At 59.3% G+C, this 21,296-nt stretch carries 17 protein-coding genes and 1 pseudogene; 15 read left to right on the top strand and 3 right to left on the bottom strand.

The window, feature by feature from the left end; all coding sequences use genetic code 11:
* The 3 genes from infB to AEAC466_RS41665 form a co-directional block, all read left to right on the top strand.
* On the top strand, positions 1–2,569 hold a 2,569-nt coding region (gene infB / locus AEAC466_RS41675; RefSeq protein ID WP_023459935.1), incomplete at its 5' end, for a translation initiation factor IF-2.
* A 109-nt stretch (positions 2,570–2,678) separates the two neighbouring features.
* Positions 2,679–3,569, top strand: a complete 891-nt coding sequence (gene purU, locus AEAC466_RS41670) for a formyltetrahydrofolate deformylase (RefSeq protein WP_023459934.1) — start codon at positions 2,679–2,681, stop codon at positions 3,567–3,569.
* A 610-nt stretch (positions 3,570–4,179) separates the two neighbouring features.
* Complete coding sequence (locus AEAC466_RS41665; RefSeq protein ID WP_155913849.1) at positions 4,180–4,824, top strand: hypothetical protein; 645 nt, start codon at positions 4,180–4,182, stop codon at positions 4,822–4,824.
* On the opposite strand, the gene AEAC466_RS41660 is transcribed toward AEAC466_RS41665, so the two are convergent.
* Positions 4,776–5,981 carry a DUF418 domain-containing protein gene (locus AEAC466_RS41660; RefSeq protein ID WP_031239509.1) on the bottom strand — a complete coding sequence of 402 codons (1,206 nt, stop codon included), beginning with the start codon at positions 5,979–5,981 and terminating at the stop codon, positions 4,776–4,778. The two genes, AEAC466_RS41665 and AEAC466_RS41660, sit on opposite strands and share 49 nt — an antisense overlap.
* 91 nt (positions 5,982–6,072) lie before the next feature.
* Between AEAC466_RS41660 and rbfA the strand changes: the two genes are divergently transcribed.
* The 5 genes from rbfA to AEAC466_RS41635 all read left to right on the top strand — a co-directional run bounded on the left by rbfA (position 6,073) and on the right by AEAC466_RS41635 (position 11,263).
* On the top strand, positions 6,073–6,564 hold the full coding sequence (gene rbfA, locus AEAC466_RS41655; RefSeq protein ID WP_052025198.1) for a 30S ribosome-binding factor RbfA: 492 nt from the start codon (positions 6,073–6,075) through the stop codon (positions 6,562–6,564).
* A gap of 83 nt (positions 6,565–6,647) precedes the next feature.
* Positions 6,648–7,598, top strand: a complete 951-nt coding sequence (gene truB, locus AEAC466_RS41650) for a tRNA pseudouridine(55) synthase TruB (RefSeq protein WP_023459930.1) — start codon at positions 6,648–6,650, stop codon at positions 7,596–7,598.
* A gap of 22 nt (positions 7,599–7,620) precedes the next feature.
* Positions 7,621–7,890 carry a 30S ribosomal protein S15 gene (gene rpsO / locus AEAC466_RS41645; RefSeq protein WP_023459929.1) on the top strand — a complete coding sequence of 90 codons (270 nt, stop codon included), beginning with the start codon at positions 7,621–7,623 and terminating at the stop codon, positions 7,888–7,890.
* A gap of 281 nt (positions 7,891–8,171) precedes the next feature.
* Positions 8,172–10,421, top strand: a complete 2,250-nt coding sequence (gene pnp / locus AEAC466_RS41640; protein WP_023459928.1) for a polyribonucleotide nucleotidyltransferase — start codon at positions 8,172–8,174, stop codon at positions 10,419–10,421.
* A gap of 149 nt (positions 10,422–10,570) precedes the next feature.
* A complete protein-coding gene (locus AEAC466_RS41635; RefSeq protein WP_023459927.1) occupies positions 10,571–11,263 on the top strand; it encodes a pentapeptide repeat-containing protein in 693 nt (230 codons plus the stop codon).
* Here the strand turns inward: AEAC466_RS41635 and AEAC466_RS41630 are convergent.
* Positions 11,234–12,322, bottom strand: a complete 1,089-nt coding sequence (locus tag AEAC466_RS41630; protein ID WP_023459926.1) for a LacI family DNA-binding transcriptional regulator — start codon at positions 12,320–12,322, stop codon at positions 11,234–11,236. The two genes, AEAC466_RS41635 and AEAC466_RS41630, sit on opposite strands and share 30 nt — an antisense overlap.
* A 620-nt stretch (positions 12,323–12,942) precedes the next feature.
* Between AEAC466_RS41630 and AEAC466_RS41625 the strand changes: the two genes are divergently transcribed.
* From AEAC466_RS41625 to rplS, 3 genes are all read left to right on the top strand, one after another.
* Positions 12,943–15,300, top strand: a complete 2,358-nt coding sequence (locus AEAC466_RS41625; protein WP_023459925.1) for a TonB-dependent receptor — start codon at positions 12,943–12,945, stop codon at positions 15,298–15,300.
* Between the two features lie 184 nt (positions 15,301–15,484).
* On the top strand, positions 15,485–16,225 hold the full coding sequence (trmD, locus tag AEAC466_RS41620; RefSeq protein ID WP_023459924.1) for a tRNA (guanosine(37)-N1)-methyltransferase TrmD: 741 nt from the start codon (positions 15,485–15,487) through the stop codon (positions 16,223–16,225).
* Positions 16,226–16,280: 55 nt separating this feature from the next.
* Positions 16,281–16,724, top strand: coding sequence for a 50S ribosomal protein L19 (gene rplS / locus AEAC466_RS41615; protein ID WP_023459923.1), 444 nt, complete (start codon positions 16,281–16,283; stop codon positions 16,722–16,724).
* Positions 16,725–16,806: 82 nt separating this feature from the next.
* Here rplS and AEAC466_RS41610 read toward each other — a convergent pair whose 3' ends face one another.
* Positions 16,807–17,667: a hypothetical protein gene (locus tag AEAC466_RS41610; protein WP_023459922.1), complete on the bottom strand. Its 861-nt coding sequence runs from the start codon at positions 17,665–17,667 to the stop codon at positions 16,807–16,809.
* Positions 17,668–18,110: 443 nt separating this feature from the next.
* Here AEAC466_RS41610 and AEAC466_RS44945 point away from each other — a divergent pair.
* From AEAC466_RS44945 to AEAC466_RS41600, 4 genes and pseudogenes are all read left to right on the top strand, one after another.
* A pseudogene (locus AEAC466_RS44945) lies at positions 18,111–18,776 on the top strand (GNAT family N-acetyltransferase); the annotation flags it as partial.
* A gap of 150 nt (positions 18,777–18,926) precedes the next feature.
* Positions 18,927–19,397 carry a tRNA (adenosine(37)-N6)-threonylcarbamoyltransferase complex ATPase subunit type 1 TsaE gene (gene tsaE / locus AEAC466_RS44940; protein WP_200863994.1) on the top strand — a complete coding sequence of 157 codons (471 nt, stop codon included), beginning with the start codon at positions 18,927–18,929 and terminating at the stop codon, positions 19,395–19,397.
* Position 19,398: 1 nt separating this feature from the next.
* Positions 19,399–20,481, top strand: a complete 1,083-nt coding sequence (amgK, locus tag AEAC466_RS41605; protein ID WP_023459920.1) for an N-acetylmuramate/N-acetylglucosamine kinase AmgK — start codon at positions 19,399–19,401, stop codon at positions 20,479–20,481.
* Positions 20,478–21,191: a nucleotidyltransferase family protein gene (locus AEAC466_RS41600; RefSeq protein ID WP_023459919.1), complete on the top strand. Its 714-nt coding sequence runs from the start codon at positions 20,478–20,480 to the stop codon at positions 21,189–21,191. Before amgK ends, AEAC466_RS41600 begins: the two co-directional genes overlap by 4 nt.
* Positions 21,192–21,296 lie beyond the last annotated feature (105 nt).

Here is a 21,296-nt window from a genome sequence, read left to right as displayed (position 1 = left end):
GACGCCTGCGCCGGCACCGGTCGTGACCCCCTCCGCACCGCAGCCGGTCGAAGCCCGTGCGCCCAGACCGGCCCCGGTTGCGCCGCAAGCGCCCGCCTTCCGCAATGAACGCACACCGCGCGAACCGTCCCAGTATACGCAGCGTGCGCCTGCCGAACGTTCCGGCGGTTTCAACCGTGACGGCAATCGTCCACAAGGTGACCGCCCTCAGGGCGATCGCCCGCCATTCAACCGGGATGCCAACCGCCCGCAAGGCGACCGTCCGCCGCGCGATCCCAATCGTCCGCAAGGTGATCGTCCGCCGTTCAACCGGGATGCCAATCGCCCGCAAGGTGACCGTCCGCCGCGCGATCCCAATCGTCCCTTTACACCGCGCGACCCGAACGCTCCGCCGCGTCCGCCGCGCGATCCCAATGCGCCCCGTGGTGAAACCGTGCGCTATAGCGCCAATTCGCCCCGTCCGCCCCGTCCGGCAGCCGGCGTTTCCGCCAATGCGCCAGCGACCCCTGAGGTTGACCGTATCCGCTCCTCGCGCGGCACCGGTGGCCCCGGTAAGGCGCTCGACGCCCGCAAGGCGGGTGACGAGGATGATCGTGGCGGCAACAAGCGCGGCAAGCTGGGGGCGCCGACTAAGGCCGTCTCGCAGACCCGTGGCGAGCCTAAGCGCCGCGAAGGCCGTCTGACCCTGCAAGCCGTTGTCGGAGACGATGAAGGCACTGCCGATCGGATGCGGTCCCTGGCGTCTGTGCGCCGGGCCCGTGAACGTGAGCGCGAAAAGCGTAAGGGGTCCCAGGTTGAACAGGCCCGCGTCGCTCGTGAAGTCATCATTCCCGACGTCATTACGGTTCAGGAACTGTCCAACCGTATGGCCGTGCGCGCCGTCGACATCATCAAGATGTTGATGAAGCAGGGCATGATGTTGAAGATTAATGACGTCATCGACACCGATACCGCCGAATTGGTCGCGTCAGAATTTGGTCACACCGTCAAGCGTGTGTCGGAATCTGATGTTCTGGAAGGCTTTATCGACGCTGAGGACCATGACGACGATACGCAACCGCGTCCGCCGGTCGTGGCCGTCATGGGTCACGTTGACCACGGCAAGACCTCTTTGCTCGACGCGCTGCGCAAGGCAGATGTGGCATCCGGCGAAGCTGGTGGCATCACCCAGCATATCGGCGCCTATCAGGTGCGGGTCGCATCGGGTGAGCGGGTAACCTTCCTCGACACCCCGGGTCACGCTGCCTTCTCGGCCATGCGTGCCCGCGGTGCCAATGTGACGGATATTGTCGTGTTGGTCGTGGCCGCCGACGACGGCGTCATGCCGCAGACGATCGAAGCCATCAATCACGCACGCGCTGCCAAGACGCCGATGATTGTGGCCATCAACAAAATGGACAAGCCCGGCGCAAAGCCGCAGAACATTATCAATGAGCTGCTGCAACACGAAGTCGTTGTCGAAGCCTTGGGTGGCGAAACCCAGGTGGTCGAAGTCTCGGCAAAGACCGGCCTGGGCCTCGATACCCTGATCGACGCGATCCTGTTGCAGGCCGAAGTGCTCGACCTGCGCGCCAATCCGGATCGTACGGCCGAAGGCATCGTCATCGAAGCCAAGCTTGACAAGGGCCGCGGTCCTGTCGCGACTGTCTTGGTCAAGCGCGGTACTCTGAAGCGCGGCGATATCGTCGTTGCCGGTTCGTCGTTCGGTCGCGTCCGCGCCCTGATCAACGAACGTAACGAGCAACTGGCCGAAGCCGGCCCGTCTATGCCTGTGGAAATCCTCGGCTTAGACGGCGCGCCCGATCCGGGTGAGGCTTTCGCCGTCGTGGAAAATGACGCTCGCGCCCGTGAAATCACAGAATATCGTGAACGTATCCGTCGCGAAAAGACCGTTGCCCCTGTCGGCGCCGTGTCGCTGACCGACATGATGTCGAAGCTGGCCGACAAGAAGGTCAAAGAACTTCAGCTCATCATCAAGTCCGACGTGCAAGGGTCGGGCGAAGCCATCGTCGGCTCTTTGGAAAAGCTCGGTACGGACGAAGTCCGCGCCCGCATTATCCACTCGGCCGCAGGCGCCATCACGGAATCGGATGTCCAGCTCGCCAAGGGCTCGGGCGCACCGATCATCGGCTTCAACGTCCGTGCCGGCAAGCAGGCGCGTGACCTGGCTGAGCGCGAAGGTGTTGAAATCCGTTATTACGCGATCATCTACGACCTGATCGACGACATCAAGGGTGTCATGTCCGGCATGTTGGCCCCGATCCAGCGCGAAACCTTCCTCGGAAACGCCGAAATCCTCGAAGTCTTCGATATTTCGAAGGTCGGCAAGGTGGCGGGTTGTATCGTCAAGGAAGGCAAGATGCAAAAGGGCGCCCGTATCCGTATCCTGCGCGACGACGTCGTCATCCAGGAAATGGGTATTCTCTCGACGCTCAAGCGCTTCAAGGACGAAGTCAACGAAGTCCAGGTATCGCAGGAATGCGGTATGGCCTTCAACGGCTTCCAGGACCTCAAGAAGGGCGATTTCATCGAATGCTTCACGGTCGAGGAAATCAAGCGCACGCTGTAATTTCCGTATTCAGCTGTAAAACCATAAAGGTGCGGGACCCAGGTTCCGCACCTTTTCTTTCATTTGAAACAGTCTACTTTTTCAATATTTTCCTGCTATAGCCAGTGTCATGCTCGACACCACAGACCTTGACCCCGCCCATTACGTCCTGATCATCAAATGTCCCGATACGCGCGGTATCGTGGCGGCCGTTTCTGGCTATCTCAACGACAACGACCTTTCGATTGTCGAGTCGAACCAGTTCAACGACGCCCATTCCAGCGATCCGCGCGGCGATATGTTCTATGTTCGGGTTGTTTTCAAACAGGCGGGGCCGCGTATGCCTCCGATGGCGACCTTGCGCGACGGTTTCAAACCGATCGCCCACCGCTTTGCCATGGACTGGGATATCCATAGCCTCGGGAACCGACCAAAGGTTGTGATTGCCGTCTCGAAGTTCGGACACTGCCTGAATGAACTGCTCTATCGCTGGCGCTCGGGTCTGCTGCCGGTCGATATCGTCTGCGTCATGTCGAACCATGACGACATGCGCTCATTGGTCGAATGGAGCGGCATTCCCTATGTCCATCTGCCGATGACCAAGAACAAGGCTGAACAGGAAGCGGCGTTTCTGGCTCTGATTGACCAATATGAGGCCGACCTCGTCGTTTTGGCACGATACATGCAAATTCTATCGGACGATCTGGCGCGTCGGTTGGAAGGGCGCTGCATCAATATTCACCACTCGTTCCTACCGAGCTTCAAGGGCGCGAAGCCCTATCATCAGGCCCATGCGCGTGGAGTGAAAATTATTGGCGCCACAGCGCATTACGTGACGTCTGATTTGGACGAAGGGCCGATTATCGAGCAGGATGTTCAACGCGTTCATCATGGCCTGACCCCGGAACAGTTGGTAGCTATCGGTCAGGACATAGAAGCCCGTGTATTGGCGCGCGCCGTAACCTGGCATGCTGAACGTCGCGTCATCATCAATGGCTTGAAAACGGTTGTCTTCAGTTAAGCTTTCGACCCACTAACGGCGTCTGACGGTTCTGTTGCTTCAGTGGCTGATCAGGTGGAGCACCAGATACGCAACGCCAACCCACGCGCTTGCACAGAACAAGACGGCGCCGACCATGGGAAGGTTAAGTCGAAGGGCGTGACCATCTGCACGAACGGTCATTTTTTTGACAGGGCGGTCAAAAGAAAGGGCGTCTGAGGAAAGCGACTTGGTCAAGGCCTGATACTCCAGATATACACACACCACACATTTGAGGTTAATTTACCAAATTGTCAAAATTTATTTCTCGTTTTTGGCAAGTATTTTACAACGCGTTGATGGCGAACAAATAATTTTTCAATGTGGACAATGGTCGAATGTGCGCACTTATCCACAGAAGGTTAACCTGTTGTGTCGCTTACCGCCAAATTACAGACATTTTAAGACTTGATTAACGTTTTGCTGCGCCGCAATATGATCGCACTTCCTTATTGTGTAAGCGTTCCGTCACATTTTCATCACGTAACTACGGACCTCGGTCATGTTCGAGATATCGCCTGCACATTCGCCTGTTGCGGGCGGTTCAAAACGGCCCTCACGTCCTAACGCGCGAATTAAGCCAGAGTTTGCCGTGACACATTATGCCGAATGCGGCGGCATTGGCATGGGCCGCTTAAGCGACGGTTCAGCCTTTCTGACACAACGTGGACTAGCAAAACTATGCGGTGTGCAAAACGCCCATATCGGCACCATCAGTCGTGACTGGTTGACGACGAAACCCCGCATTCTGGCCATCAAGGCGCGATTGCTGGAGTCGGGCCCGGCGCATCGCGAACTGACGTGGATGGGCCACCGCTTGTTTGCTTATGACGCGGAGACCTGCCGGGCGGTTCTGGACTATTACGCGTTGGATGCCGGCGATCACATTCAGGCAGAGGCCCAAACCCATCGTCTGCGCTTTCTGCGCGAAGACCTGGCCGAATTTATCCGTAACCAGTTCGTCCTGCCAGAAAAGACAAAACCCGCCCCTCTGCGCTTTACGCCCTTGCTACGGGCGCAGCCGGAAAGCCTTCAGGTGGCAGATGCGGTCATAGTCTATGTCTGTGGCCTCCTGGCGCTGTCGGCTTGGCTGGCTGACAGCTATATCGAGGGCCTGAAGCAGCGCGCCTTGAATGCGCCGTGGAATCGCCTTGGCCTGCATCTGCCGCTCAAGGCGATTCTTGAAATTCAGGCGGAAGCCCTTGGGCGAATAAATGGGACCTTTACCGTCAAATAAGTGCCGGCCCGCCACAGCCATTCTAGTGGCCCGTATAAGAAGTAACGGAACCAGAGATGAGCGGCGGCGACCTGTACGGCGAAGGCGGCGATGCCGATCAGCACAGCGGTGGACTGTTGCATGGTGGCGTGCAGTCCGAGGCCGAAGCTATAGAAGACCGGTACAAAAATGATCGATTGCAACACATAGAGAGTCAGGGTCATACGCCCTGCGGGTGCCAGCAGCCTCAGAACGCGATGTCCGGCGCCGTAGTAAAGCGACAGGAAGCCCAGGGCCAGGGTGGCCATCAGACTCAGGTCGAACCAGCTTGAAACTATGGTGTCCCACAGGGAGCGGGGCATGAACATGGCTTCGGACGTCGGAACCAAGGCAACCAGCTTCGACTTTCCGAGGTACAGCCCCAGCGCCACAACGCCGGCGATTGCCCAGCCGACCACACGGATCTTGGCGAACCGCTCTGGCTGACTGAAGAAGCCGACTCGACCCAGCACCATACCAATCAGGGATAGCCCGAGTATCTGGCTCAGCCGTCCGGCTTCCAGCATGAACAGCCATTTGAACGGATGTCCGTCCACCCAGTTCATTCGGATGGTTTCGATCAGGCTTTTACCGGTGAGATAGGCCTCCGGGATGGTGCCGCCCCAGGAAGCAGGCTTCTGATTGGCCCAGCCAGCGCCCTGCAGCGCACTTACCATCTGGAAGATCAGCAATGGCTGGCACAGGAACACGATACCAAGGGCAGTAACAACCGTATTGGATTTGACGCGATAGAAGGGAATGAGGAACAGTCCCATCACAGCCAGGACTTCCAGGACGTCGCCGCGATACCACAGGCCGTGTACGATGCCGATGAGCCCAAGCAGGACCAGACGCCAGATAAAGCGACCGGTGAAATCGATACCGCGCTTGGCTGATCGGTCCATGATGACGAAGAAGGATACGCCGAAGCACAGGGCGAGCAGGGCGAAGGCCTTGCCGGCGAAGATCGTGAAAATGATATCATGCCAAAGCAACTGGGTCGGGTCTGTGGCCTGATGGGCCCAGTACAGTTCATAAAGTTCCGGCATGTGGACGAGAAACAGGCCCATAAGGGCAAAGCCGCGCAGGGCGTCCAGCCCCTCCATGCGGGGCACGAAGTCGGGTTTTACAGCAGTCATTTCATCCCTGTATCTGTAAGGTTTTACCTCTTATAGCCCAGCCTGGCATTTTGGCGTGGAAAAATCAGCAAAAACGCCTATATGGACCTGCATGAAACGTAACTCATTTAAAGACAAAGCCCAGAGGGATTTGGGACACAAGACCCATGGGCGCGCTCCCGCCGACCAGGGACCGACCCAGCGTCAGCTGCGCGCCGGTGAGCTGGTGCGTCACGCACTCGTGGAAATTCTGCGTGAAGAAGACATCCATGATGAGGCCCTTCAGGGCGTATCGATCACTGTCACTGAGGTGCGCTGCTCGCCTGACCTGCGCCATGCCACCGTATTCGTCGAGCCGCTGGGCGCGGGCCTGGGCGGGGTGACGATTGCGAAAGAGCAGATCGGACCGGCGGTTGCCGCCTTGAACACGCATTCGAAATTCCTGCGCGGTATTCTGGGGCGGCATATCGACATGAAATTTACGCCCGACCTGCGCTTCCTGCACGACGAAAGCTTTAACGAAGCCGCGCGCATCGACGCCCTATTCATGCGTCCGGAAATCGCACGTGACCTGCGTCACCAAGACGAAACAGACGAAGACTAGAGCATCAGGCGGGTGATCACCACCCGCAATTGTCCATGGATTGGCGGCCGCCGGATGCGCGGCCGTTTCCATGAGGAGTACCCATGGCCCGAAAGAAAAAAGGCGAGGCGATCCACGGCTGGGTCTGTTTCGACAAACCGCTGGAAATGACCTCGACCTCGGCGGTCGGAAAGATACGCTGGCTGTACCAGGCGCAGAAGGCGGGCCATGCGGGAACGCTCGATCCCCTGGCGACCGGTATCCTGCCCATAGCGCTGGGCGAAGCGACAAAGACCGTGCCCTACCTGATGGAGGCCGACAAGGTTTACAGCTTCACCGTAACCTTCGGCCAGACGACGGACAGCTACGATGCCGAAGGCCGGGTGACGGCCGAATCCGACGCGCGCCCGACACGGGACGTCGTGACGGCAGCGCTTGGCCAATTCATCGGCACGATCGAACAGGTTCCACCGGCTTTCAGCGCCATCAAGGTCGATGGCAAGCGCGCCTACGACTTGGCGCGCGAGGGTCAGACGGTGGAGCTCAAGGCGCGTCAGGTCGAGATTTTCGACCTGACTCTCGACGATTTCACCGGCGACACGGCCAGCTTTACCCTGCATTGCGGCAAGGGCACCTATGTCCGTTCGGTGGCCCGCGACCTGTGCCTGGAACTGGGTGTTTGCGGTCACGTTACGCGCCTGCGCCGTGAAGCGGTCGGTGCGTTTGAAACAAAAGACGCAATAACACTGGAAAAGCTGGAAGATTTAGTGCATAGAGGCGCCCATCTTGAGGCTTTGCTTGGCGTAGAGACGGCACTGGACGACATCCCGGGCCTGCCCATAACGCAAGACGAGGCCACCAGATTGAAGCAAGGACGTGACCTTGCCCTTCTGCCCCGTCAGATTGAACAGCTTCGAACGGCTCTGAAAGCCCGTCTTGATGACGGCTATCATGAGTTTCCCGATACGGTTCAGGCGGTGTTTCAGGGACAGGTTCTGGCCTTGTGCGAACTGCGCGGCGGGACATTGCACCCGACGCGTCTTTTAAACCTGTAGCTTCTCACTAAGGAGAACCCCGATGTCGATTACAGCCGAACGTAAATCGGAAGTCATCAAGACCCACGCCCGCACCACCAACGATACCGGTGGCGCCGAAGTGCAGATCGCGATCCTGTCGGAACGCATCGCCAACCTGACCGAACACTTCAAGGAACACAAGAAGGACAACCATAGCCGCCGCGGCCTCCTGAAAATGGTGTCGCAGCGTCGTCGTCTTCTCGACTACTTGAAGAACCGTCACGCCGACCGTTATGCTTCGATCATCGAAACCCTCGGCCTGCGCCGCTAAGTTTCGCACTACCAAAGGGCTTGGGGTTCCGCTCCAGGCCCTTCTACATGACGACCGCCCTGCTTTAAGGGCGTAAAGTGCTTTCTGACGAAAGCCACGCCAGAAACGGCGATTATACACCCCGGCCGGACCTGTCCGGCTTGCTTATACACCCGCGAAGGGCCGACCTTCGCTTACACGCTGGGCAAAAAGTTCAAGAAAAAGCCCTTTACACGCGCCGTCCCGATGACGGCAGACCTTGGCGGCATGGGGCCGACCATCGTCAGAACGAAAGACACAAAATGTTCGACATCAAAAGAAAATCCATCGACTGGGCCGGCCGCAAGCTGACCCTGGAAACCGGTCGTATCGCCCGTCAGGCCGACGCCGCCGTGTTGGCCACCTACGGTGAAACCACCGTCCTGGCCACGGTCGTCTATGCGCGTTCGCCGAAGCCCGGTCAGGACTTCTTCCCGCTGACCGTCAACTATCAGGAAAAGACCTTTGCCGCCGGTAAGATCCCAGGTGGCTATTTCAAGCGTGAAGGCCGTCCGTCGGAAAAGGAAACCCTGGTTTCGCGCCTGATCGACCGTCCGATCCGCCCGCTGTTCGTCAAGGGCTTCAAGAACGAAGTCCAGGTTGTCGCTACCGTCCTGTCGCACGACATGGAAAACGATCCGGATATCGTCGCCATGGTCGCCGCCTCCGCCGCGCTCACCCTGTCGGGCGTGCCGTTCATGGGCCCGATCGGCGGCGCTCGCGTCGGCATCATCGACGGTGAATATGTTCTCAACCCGACTCTGGATCAGATGAAGGAATCGGTGCTCGACCTCGTTGTCGCCGGCACGGCCGACGCCCTGATGATGGTTGAATCCGAAGCCCAGGAATTGTCGGAAGACAAGATGCTGGGTGCCCTGATGTTCGCCCACCGTGGCATGCAGCCGGTCATCGACGCCATCATCGAAATGGCCGAACACGCCGCCAAGGAACCGTTCGACTTCGAGGCCGAAGATTTCTCCGGTATCGTCGCCGATATCAAGAAGCTGGTCGCCGACGATATTCGTGCCGCCTATGACATCAAGGGCAAGCACGAGCGTCATGCCGCTGTTGGGGCCGCTAAGGCCAAGGCCGCCGTCGCTCTGGTAAAGACCGAAGAAAACCCGGACGGCGTCGATGCCGCCAAGTTCGGCGCCGCCTTCAAGGAATGCGAAGCCGAAGTCCTGCGTCGCGACATCATCGATCATGGCAAGCGCGTTGACGGCCGCCCGGTCGACAAGGTTCGCGCCATTGTGTCGGAAGTCGGCGTCCTGCCGCGTACCCACGGGTCGGCCCTGTTCACCCGAGGTGAAACCCAAGGCTTGGTCGTTGCCACGCTCGGCACCGGCGACGATGAGCAATTCATCGACGCGCTGGAAGGCACCTACAAGGAAAAGTTCCTCCTGCACTACAACTTCCCTCCGTACAGTGTCGGTGAAACCGGCCGCATGGGTTCGCCCGGCCGTCGCGAAATCGGCCACGGCAAGCTGGCCTGGCGCGCTCTGCGTCCGATGCTGCCGGAAGTGGCGGATTTCCCCTATACGATCCGCCTGGTCTCGGAAATCACCGAGTCCAATGGCTCCTCGTCGATGGCTACGGTCTGCGGCGGTTCGCTGGCCCTGATGGACGCCGGCGTGCCCTTGAAGCGGCCGGTGTCGGGTATCGCCATGGGCCTGATCCTCGAAAAAGACGGCTTCGCGGTTCTGTCGGACATCCTGGGTGACGAAGATCACCTGGGCGACATGGACTTCAAGGTCGCTGGTACCGAAGAAGGCATCACCTCGCTGCAGATGGACATCAAGGTCCCCGGCATCACTGAGGAGATCATGACCAAGGCGCTGCGTCAGGCCAAGGACGGCCGTCTGCACATCCTCGGCGAAATGAACAAGGCCATCTCGGGCGCCCGTGAAGAGCTGGGCGAATTCGCACCGAAGATCGAAACGATCAAGATCGCCACCGACAAGATCCGTGAAGTTATCGGTTCGGGCGGTAAGGTCATCCGCGAAATCGTGGAAAAGACCGGCGCCAAGGTCGATATCCAGGACGACGGTACGATCAAGATCGCGGCCTCGGAACAATCGAAGATCGACGCCGCGCGCGACTGGATCAAGTCCATTGCCTCGGAGCCGGAAGTCGGCGCCATCTACAAGGGCAAGGTCGTGAAGGTCGTCGATTTCGGCGCGTTCGTGAACTTCTTCGGCGCCAAGGACGGCCTGGTCCACATCTCGCAGATCAGCAAGGAAAAGGTTGCCAAGGTGTCCGACGTCCTCAACGAGGGCGACGAAGTAAAGGTGAAATTCCTGGGCTTCGACGATCGCGGCAAGACCAAGCTCAGCATGAAGGTGGTCGATCAGGAAACCGGTGAGGACCTGACCGAGACGCTGGACGCCGAGCGCGCTGCCCGTGACGCCGCCCGTGTGGCGTCGGGCGAAGAGCCCGAGCTGGAAACGGCCGAAGGCGGCGAAGAGCGTGGCGGCGGTGACCGTCCGCGTCCGCGTCGTCGTCGTCGCGACTAAGATGGGATGACGGGTCGATGACCCGTTATCTTATCCGCTAAAAAGAAGAGGCGATCCCGTTTTGGGGTCGCCTTTTTTTGTTCCAGGCGGGATAAGGGACGCGGCCTATGCCCAAGAGGTGTATAAAATAGGCGCGTAAAGGAAATTCCATGTCCGACACGACGTCCGAAACGACCATTACCGACCAGACCCTCGACCGGGGCGCGATCCTGTTACTGGCCAACAAGGGGCAACCCGTGACCTTGACAGGTTGCGAGGTCGAAGAGGTCGACCTATCCGACTTTATTCTCAACGGCTGGGTATTCGATCAATGCCTGTTCAAGAAGACGAAATTCACCTCCGCCAAGCTGGAGCAGGCGCGGTTTACGTCATGCAAGGGCGCCCATGCCGATTTTACCAGCACCATTCTCATCGAAGCCAAGTTTACGGGCTGTGATTTCAACAATGCGCTGTTTCGCGGCGCGACCCTAACCCAGGCGGAATTCCGGCGTTGCAAGCTGACGGGCGCCAACTTTAACGATGCTCGCACCCTCGACATCGTGTTTGAGGAATGCCGGCTAAACGATGCCCGCCTGCGCGGCATTGCGTTCAACAAGCAGACCCTAAAGCAGCTCGACATGCACAATGCCGAATTGCAGAGATGCGATTTTCGCGATGTCGTCTTTGAAGATTGCAGCCTGCGCGATGCATCCCTGACCGATGCCCGCTTTGAAGGCGCGGACCTTCGCGGCAGTGATATCGGCGGGGTGCGCCTCGAAGACGCGCGCCGGTTCAAGGGGGCGACCATTTCGAAGTCTCAAGCCTCCGAACTGCTATCGGAGCTCGGCCTGCACGTGCGTTAAATCCGTGTTTCCCCCGCTCGCGGGCGACGTGGCGGAATGACGGGTCACCAGCCGGTGTGGGGCCATCTCATAAGCTTGCGACTGCCCTCGAAACTGTCCGCGAATTTGCTGAAGTATGATCTCTACGGCCCGTTGCGCCATGGCGAAGACGGGTTGGTGGATGGTGGTCAAGGGCGGCCAGACCATCTGGGCGAAGGGGGCGTCGTCAAAGCCGACGACGGATATGTCCCCCGGCACCCGTACCTCGCGTTCGTGGGCGTGATACAGCGCCCCGGCTGCCATGTCGTCATTGGCGCAGATCACCGCCGTAGCCGGGAAACCGCTGTCGATCAGGGCCCGCATATGGTCTGCCCCCGTGCTGAAGGTCAGTGTGCCGCGAAAGGCGCAATAATCCACCTCCCCAAGCCCGGCGTTCGTCAGGGCGCGACGAAACCCTTCGAAGCGCTGGGCGGCGGAGATATGATCGCGTAATCCGTCGATAAAGGCGAACCGCCTGTGGCCCAGGCCCAGAAGATACTGGGTCAGGTCATGGCCAGCGGCCTCGTCATCTATGCCCACTCCGGCGCTGAGCGACCGTGTGGCCGGGCCGGCGGCAATGCTGGCCACCGGGAAATTACGCGCCTTGAGCAGGCCGATCAGTTCGGCGTCGTCGGAAAAAGGTGGCGCCAGAATAACGCCGTCGCAGGCGTGCTGGATAACCGGCTCTAGGATGCGGTCGTGTTTTTTCAGGGAGTCGGGAAAAACCTGGGTCATCTGCAATTGCAATCCGGCCCGGGCGCAGCCCCGTTGTGCGCCGCTTTCGATGAGCAGGTTGTACCAGGTGACCGGCCCGACCTCGTCATTGGCGGGATAAACCAGCATCAGGCTGGGGACCCGCCCGCCGGCCAGAAGCCGCGCCTGGGCGTTGACCTTGTAGCGCAGGGCGTGAATGGCGTCGAGCACGCGGGCCTTGGTGGCTTCTGCGACTCGGCCTTCGCCATTGAGGACGCGCGAAACAGTCGTGCGGCCGACGCCGGCCAACGCGGCCACGTCATATATAGTCGGCGCCTTGGCCGTCATGTTTCTCCCCTGTGTTGCAGCGATAGTAGCGGTCGGTCGTGACGGGTCAAGTTGATGACTGTGGCCCGCCGGCAACGTTCGCATCTGCGGCACAAAATAAAACAATCAAAACATTCAATTTGTTACTTAAACAGGCGGTGCTGAGGTGACAAGATGAAAGCGTGGGAGCGGGTCCATTTTTGCGTCATCGATTGACGAACGGGGATGACATGGGGTCCTCTGGCGACACATTGTGGCACAGGGAAATCGCTATGAATCCCCGCCGTGTGGCCTGGTAACCAGGTCACCACGGTCGATTCGAGGCTCATCCAGACTATTTTGAATCCTCCTGGCCCGCATGACCATCACACGTGACAGGTCTGCAAACTGGCGAAGGCGGCCCCTCCCTAAGGGTCGCCTCTTTTTTTGACCGTTCGCAAACAGGACTGTCCCGCGCCGAACACGGTTACAAAAAATAGGCCTTTTCCCGCCAAATGGCCAGACTTCGTCTTTCCTTGCCGAATAAGGCTTTGCGGGTTTCCGCTAGGTCAATGCCTGTTTTAAGCGCTTGCGCGGCACCGATAATGGGCCTACGGGCGCAGGCATAGACCCCAAAAATGGGGCTACAAAAGAGGCCAAATATGATTTCAACGTCTGCGTACCGTCTTATGACGGGCACAGCGCTCGCCTGCGTGTGGCTTGCCACCGCCGTCAACGCTCAAACTTCCGAACCCTCTGCCGAAACGGCCAGTGACTCTGTCGAGGTCACCGTTACGGCGCAAAAAAAGCCTGAACCGCTTAGCCGTGCGCCCATCGCCATGTCGGTCGTGTCCGGTCGCCAGATGGAAAAAGCTGGCGCGCACGACCTGAAGGATCTTCAGACCCTGACGTCGTCCCTGCTGATTACGTCCACGGCCAATGAAGCCCAGACAACGGCGCGCTTGCGCGGCGTCGGCACGGTCGGGGACAATCCGGGACTGGATTCCTCGGTCGGCGTGGTGGTGGATGGCGTGTCGCGCGCCCGCACCGCTACGGCCATGAGTGATCTGGGCGTTCTGGATCGTATCGAAGTGCTAAAGGGGCCGCAGTCGGATATCTATGGCAAGGGCGCATCCGCTGGCGTCATCCAGGTTGTCAGCAAGCTGCCCAGCTTTACCCCGTCTCAATCCTATGAACTGACGGCGGGTGAGCAAGGTACATTTGGCGCCTCCGCCTACATTACGGGCGGGCTGTCGCAACATTGGGCAGGGTCTCTGTTCGCCACCAAGCGCCAACGTGACGGTCAGTATACCGTGCACACCGGTGACGGTCCGCGTAAGCGCACCGACGACGGAAACCAGAACTACGGTTCGGTTCGTGGCCAGTTGCTGTATGACGGTGACGGGTGGTCGCGCCTGCGCATCATCGCCGACTATACCAAGCGGGACGAATCCTGCTGTGTGGGCACGGCCATCGCTATCGGTGGCACGCGTGGTTATATCGACAGCCTGGCGTCCGATGCGGGTACGGCCAGCGTCGTCGATCCGAAGGGCCGCGAAGCCTGGTCCAATCGCCCGACCGATCAGGTCATCGTCGATTCCGGCTTGTCGGCGCAATGGGACCTGCGCCTGGCCAACAATGTCCAGTTGACCTCCATTACGGCCTATCGCCATTGGGACCATACCAATGGTTACGATGCCGACTTTTCGTCGGCCGATATCTATTATCGCGATCCGAACGGCGGGTTTGGCAATCGCTTCGATACCTGGTCGCAGGAAGTCCGGCTCAACGGCAAGACCGCGCACTACGAATGGATGCTCGGTGCATACGCTAATCAGGAAGACCTGGTTCGCCATGACGAAACCCTCTACGGCCGCGATTACGAAGCCTATCTGGGCCTGTTGCTGACCGGCGGCGCCAACCGTAACCGTGTATCTGAGCTGACCGGCCTACCGGTCGGGCAGTCCTTTGTGCCGGGCCAGGGCAATCACGACACCTACAGGCAGCGTGAACGTAATACGGCCCTGTTCGGTCACGCCGAATGGTTCCTGACCGACACCGTGTCCCTGCTCGGTGGTCTGCGCTATAACCATCAGACCAAGGACCTGACCTCGGCCTATACCAACAGCGACAACGGCATCGCCTGCGCGCGCGCTACCGGTTCGCTTGGCACGATCTGTCAGCCGTGGTCCAACCCGGCCTTCAATGCCCTGACCGTGGCGCAAAAAAATGCCGAAGACGCCACGACGGGCTCGCTCAAGCTGAAATGGCAAGCTACGCCGACAGTCATGGCCTATGCCTCCTACGCCACGGGTTGGAAGGGCGCCGGTTTCAATCTCGATCGGGAACAGATGGCCGATCTGTCCGCCGACCGCGATACCTCGTTCAAGGCGGAAACCTCGCGATCCTACGAAATCGGTCTCAAGAGCCGGTTCCTGTCGCGCCGCCTTGCCCTGGATGTGGCCGCCTTCGACGAACAATTCCATAACTTCCAGCTCAATACCTTTCTGGGCACCAATTTCGTCGTCAATTCCGTGCCACGCCTGCGCTCCAAGGGCGTGGAGGTCGAAAGCCGTTATGTGGCCGATGGTCTGATCCTCAATGGTGGCATTACCTATGATGACGCGCATTTCGGCCCGGAAGCCGTACCGGGCGTGCCGCTGCTTGCCAATGGGCGGGCCTCCTTCGCTCCGAAATGGTCGGCGGCCTACGGTCTCGACTACACCCATGGGCTTGGCAATTATCGCTTCAATGCCAGCCTGAGCGCCAAGTACAACAGCGATTATAATACCGGTTCCGATCTGGCGCCGATAAAGCGTCAGGACGCCTTCACCCTGTACAACGGCCGTCTGTCGATCAGCGATCCGAACGACCGCTGGTCGGTCGAACTGTGGGGCCAGAACCTGACGGACGAAGTCTATTACCAGGTGGCGTTTTCCGCGCCATTCCAGGCCGGCAGCTATAAGGCCTTCCTGGGGCAGCCGCGCACCGTGGGTTTGACCTTGCGTCTAAAGCGCTGATGCCTTCGCCTCCTCGCCGTCACGGGCGAGGAGGTGTCTTCAGCAGATGGCAATATGCGGCTGTTTGAAAAATGCCCCATTGAAAAATCCTCCTGGCGCGTGAGCCCAGGCCACAGAGTGGCCGCCCGGTGACTGGAGGCGGAACCATTTGTCTTTGAGGGCGTTTGTGCTAAGGGCACGCACCATGTCCGATATCGAAGCCGAAAACGGCGCCGCACCTTACCGGGTCACTGTTCTGACCATGTTCCCCGAGGCCTTTCCGGGCCCGCTCGGCGTGTCGCTGATCGGAACCGCGTGGAAAGAATCTCGGCGCTGGGCCTTGGAAACACTGGACATTCGTAACTTTTCGAGCGATAAGCGCGGCTTTCTTGATGATACCCCCGCGGGCGGTGGCCCCGGTCAGGTCCTCAAGGCGGATGTGATCGCTCAAGCTCTTGATTCCATGGAGCTTAATGATCGCCCTCTCGTCTATATGAGCGCACGCGGCAGGCCCCTGACGCAGGCGAAGGTCAAGGAATGGGCCCAAAAGCCCGGCCTGGTCGTTTTGTGCGGCCGGTTCGAAGGGGTGGATCAACGGGTGCTTGACAGCCGTGGGTTCGAGGAAATCAGCGTTGGCGATGCCGTCCTTGCGGGCGGGGAAGCGGCGGCGATGGTTACAATCGAGGCGGTGGTGCGACTTATACCGGGAGTTCTCGGCGCATCGGCCAGTCTGGATAATGAGAGCTTTGAGGATGGCCTCCTTGAGCAACCGCAGTTTACAAGACCGCGGACGTTTGAGGGCCTCGACATTCCCGAAGTGCTGCTGAACGGCGATCACAAGAAAGCTGCCAAGTGGCGTCAAGAGCAAAGAGAGGCAACCACGAAGGAAAGGCGTCCGGATCTCTGGGCGGCTTATCTTTCCAATTTACAGCCAAAAGGCAAATAAGCCTCAACGTGTGTTCGTCCGCAAGGATGGCACCTCAATCATTAGGAGCGTTCATATGAACCTGCTGCAGCAAATCGAAGCTGAAGAAGTCGCCAAGTTGAAGGGCGGCAAGACCTTCCCCGAATTCCAGCCAGGCGACACCCTGCGCGTCAACGTCAAGATCAAGGAAGGCGAGCGTGAGCGCGTCCAGGCCTTCGAAGGCGTTTGTATCGCCCGCGCCGGCGCCGGCATCAACGAGACCTTCACGGTCCGCAAGATTTCGTTCGGCGAAGGTGTCGAACGTAAGTTCCCCTTCCTGTCGCCGCTGATCGACAGCATCGAAGTCAAGCGTCGCGGTGTCGTCCGTCGCGCCAAGCTCTACTATCTGCGCGATCGCCGTGGCAAGTCGGCCCGTATCGCCGAGCGTTCGATGAACTCGACGCGCGGTTCCAAGGGCGCCGAACTGCGTGCCGCCATGCAGAACGCCGCGTCTTCGGGCAATGCCGACGCCGAAGCCTAAGCACGGATAGAGATAATAGGAAAAACCCCGCTGGCAGCGCCGGCGGGGTTTTTTGTATCTGCGGTCGACCGGACGGTTGCGACTATTGTGCCGACGAGTCCGGGCCGTAATTCAACCCGGGGGCGGGCGCCAAGCTGCTTGACGACGAAGACGCTGCGCTTTCTGAGCCGAAAGGTTTGAAATCCATCGGCAGGTGAAGCAGGCCTTTTACATCGGTTTCCAGATCGCCGGGCAAGCCCAGATCTTGACGAATGAAGTGGTAGGCCTTTTTGCTGGAGCAGCTGCAAACGCGCAGGTCATTGTTTTTGTTGCGCCAAAAGACCAGCGGATACGCGATGTTGACCTTGTTGTTGCGCAAAATCGGCGCGACCTGATTGATGAAATCGCGGGATGCCCATACCACGCCGCTTCGCGCCAGATCGTAATCGGCGACCTCTATATTCTCGGCCTTCCAGACCTCCGCCGGGGTATTGCGCCATTTCACATATAACGGCCAGCTGCGGTTCAGCCAAAGCTCAGCGATAGTGGACCGCTCTTCCGGGCTCGACTGCTTGACCGTACCGTTGTCGGCCAGGGCGAACGGAATGACACGGGTTTCGATATTGCCTTGCTGAAGTCTTGGGAATTCAACGTCTTCATAGGCGCGGCAGGTATCGCAGGTGCGGAATCCGACCATATAGACCCATTTTTTAGCCACAGGCTGGGTCACGGATGTGGTTACGCCTGACGCCGGACCGGTGGTTAGAATGGCCTTTTGGTAGTCGGGCGATACATAGTCGGCGCGGTCGAGCAGGCTTTGCAGTTTGGCGATGTCGGCTGAGTTTTGAATCGTAACGGGCGCGTAGCGTTGGAACTGATCCCAATAGAACCAGTACCCCACCCCAAACAGGGTCGGGACGATTACTACGAAGGCCATGGCCCACAGCAGGAATTTCCGGCTCATTCACAAACCCCCCAATGGGCATAATAAGCACCGCACGGCGCCTAAATCAGCTGCGACTATAATCGTTAACGCATACGGGGAAAAGCCATCATGGTTAATATAAGAAATCCATCCCAAACCCCTCTGAAGCGATGTTCATAAGCCTTTCCCGGTATTACCAGTGCAGGAACATGCTGATGAGTGCAAAAACCACACACAAAACAGCCGCAATCCAAAGCGTTATATAGGACGCGCGGTGTTTTGGCTGCCGCCGGTCCTCGGACACGGGCGAAGCGCGATTGGCCGGGGAAGAGTGGCTGGTGGCGTCGGTCATACCGTCAGTCATACAAAGTCATCCGCGATTTGCCAACCCCGATTTGCTGCTTGAGATGGCAGCGACGTTAACGTGTGGTTGCCTTGCGTAGGCTCTTGCGGGATTCCCGGAAACCGGTTTACGGAAGGATATGGCGCAACTGCATATCATCGATGAATTGATATATGAGCGGGCACCCAAATTGGTGCGCTCACCGGTCTGGCCTGCGCTCAGGCCTTTGCTCTACGCTATGCTCGGCCGGCAAAAGGCGGTGGATATGGCGGATGCGGTCGCGGACATGGGCGGCGCGGAAAGCCTCGACTACGTCTCCAACCTTTTGTCGCTCGATGTCAATGTAAGGCATCTCGACCGCGTACCGGCGTCGGGACGCTGCCTCGTGGTATGCAATCATCCGACGGGTATCGCCGACGGCATTGCGGTTTACGACGCCCTTCGTAAACGCCGGTCCGACGCCATTTTTTTTGCCAATGCCGATGCGCTTCGTGTCAACCCGCGCTTTGCCGATGCGCTGATACCGGTGGAATGGGTCGAAGCGAAGCGGACCCGGGAAAAGACGCGCGTAACCTTGCATGGCGCCAAGATGGCTTTCGAAGCCGAGCGCTGTGTGGTCATGTTCCCGGCCGGGCGCCTGGCGCGGCGAAGTGGAGAAGGCCGTCTGGTCGATCCTCCCTGGGCGCCGACGGCGGTGTCATTGGCGCAAAAATATGCCGCGCCCGTTGTGCCGGTCCATGTCGCCGGACCGAACTCCTTCTGGTTTCACCTGTTTCACACATTTTCCCAGGAATTGCGGGATATCACCCTGTTTCATGAATTCCTCAACAAGGCCGGCAAACGCTTTGACCTGACCGTCGGGCCGATCATTGATCCGCAATGCGAAGAGCTGGAAACCGAAGTTCTGAAAGCCTATGTCGAAACCCGCCTGAATGCCGATGCGGACGCCCCTTCCATGCTTGAAATCGATCTGACGCAACAGCAAACCCTTTATCTGGCGGATGAGGCGGACACCATCGCGCTCGGTGTTGCCCTGGCCCCGCATCTGAAAGCGGGAGACGTTGTCTATCTGACGGGTGAGCTGGGTATGGGCAAATCCACCCTGGCACGCGGGTTGATCCGCGCCCTGACCACACCGGATCAGGACGTGCCGTCCCCGACCTTTACCCTGATGCAGACCTATGAGACGCCTCCTTTCGAAATCGCGCATCTTGATCTCTACCGTCTGAAAGCGCCGGAAGAATCCTATGAGCTGGGTCTGGACGATGCCTTGCCACACAGTGTCTTGCTGATCGAATGGCCCCAGCGTCTGGCGCATTTGGGCTTTGACGACCGCCTGGATATCGTCCTAGAAGACAGCGACAACACCCACTCAAAGCCAGGCCGCCGCGTAACCCTTACGCCCCGAGGCCGCTTCAGGGACTGAGATGACAGACCGCGAGGCGATCAAGCGCCACTTCCTGCTGAGTGCCGGATTTTCTGACGCCGAACGACACCCCTTGCCGGGGGACGCATCGACGCGTCGCTATGAACGCCTGACCCTCACGGATGGCCGCTCCTTCATGCTGATGGACCAGGCGCCCGCCTTGGACATCCAGCCGTGCCGCGTCCATGAAACCGAAGCGGAACGGCAAGCCTCCGGTTACACGGCCATGGCGCGTCTGTCGGCTGGCCGGATCGAAGCCTTTGTCGCAGCGGCCCATTATCTGCGCGGTCAAGGCTTGTCGGCGCCGGAAATCTTTGAAGTTGATACCGCCAATGGTTTCCTGATCAGCGAGGATCTCGGCAATGACCTGTTCGCTCGTCTGATTGAGGCGGGAGCGGATGAAACACCCCTTTACCTCAGCGCCATTGAAGTCCAGGCCCATCTGCACGACCTGACGCCGCCGGCCGTGCTGGACAATGATTGGCCGCTTCTCAGCTATGACGATCTGGCCTTGAAGACGGGGGTGAACCTGTTTTTGGAGTGGTATCCGAAGTATGACCGGTCGGTGTCGTTGAATGAAACGGCTGTGGCGGAGTGGGAAGCGTTGTGGGCGCCGGTACGCCAGCGCGCGGAAGCCGGCGCCACAGTCTTTATTCACCGTGATTATCATGCGGAAAATCTGTTGTGGCTGCCTGACCGCGAAAGCGTCGCCTGCGTCGGCCTGGTCGATTTCCAGGACTGCCTGCGCGCGCATCCGTCGTGGGACCTGTTGTCCCTGTTACAGGATGCCCGCCGCGATGTGTCGCACGACCTCGAAGCGGCGTGCCTGGACCACTATTTCGGTTTACGCCTCAATGTCGATCGCGCGGCCTTCATGCAGGACTATGTCGCTCTGGCCACGCTGAACGAAGCCCGTATCCTCGGGGTGTTTGCCCGTCTGGTGACGCGCGATCACAAACCGAGATATGAGGCCTTCATGCCCCGCATGTGGGGCCATATCGCGCGGAATATTCGTCAACCGGGCATGGAAGGTCTGCACGACTGGTTTTTGCGTCACGGTTTCAAAGGCAGGCTGGCCATATGAGTCCGCAAACCGCTTTCATCCTCGCTGCCGGTCTCGGTACGCGCATGCGCCCTTTGACCGACGACCGGCCTAAGGCGTTGGTCGAAGTTGCCGGTCGCCCCCTGATCGACCATATGCTTGACCGGCTGAAGGCGGCGGGAGCGAACCGGTTTGTCGTCAATGTCCACTATTTCGCCGATCGCCTGGAAGCGCATCTTAAGGCGCGCAGCGATATCGACATTATTGTATCGGACGAGCGCGAAGCCCTGCTGGAAACCGGCGGCGGTCTGAAAAAGGCGCGGCCGCTCCTGGGTGATGATCCGATCTGGGTGGCCAATATTGACAGCGTCTGGTTGGAAGCGGCACCCGACGGTACGGCGCTGCAAGCTCTGGCCAACCAATGGAACGCGGCGGAAATGGACGCGGCACTTCTGGTCACCGCCATGGAAACAAGCCATGGGTTCGACGGGGCGGGCGATTTCTTCCTTGCAAAGGACGGTCGACTGTCTTTCCGGGGCGATGCGCCGAGCGCGCCTTTCAACTATATGGGCGTGCACATCACCCGCCCGGCGATTATCGATACGGAATTGGACGCGGCCTTTTCTTTGTCACGCATATGGCGGCGGATCGCGCCGCAAGGCCGCTTGTTCGGCACTGAATTTACCGGCGAATGGATGCATGTCGGCGATCCGGCCGCGCGGGATTTCGCTGACGGGCGGCTAAATTCCTGATCAAGTCGATAAATCAGCGGCCAAACCTGACCTAGGCACCTTGGCCGACTCAGCCCAGAATCGGCGCGATGGCATCCCACAACGACATTTTCGCACGGCCCTCGC

Source organism: Asticcacaulis sp. AC466 (assembly GCF_000495815.1).
GTDB lineage: Bacteria > Pseudomonadota > Alphaproteobacteria > Caulobacterales > Caulobacteraceae > Asticcacaulis.
The sequence above is the reverse complement of the archived record's forward strand: the minus strand, read 5'-3'. Positions and strand labels throughout refer to the sequence as shown.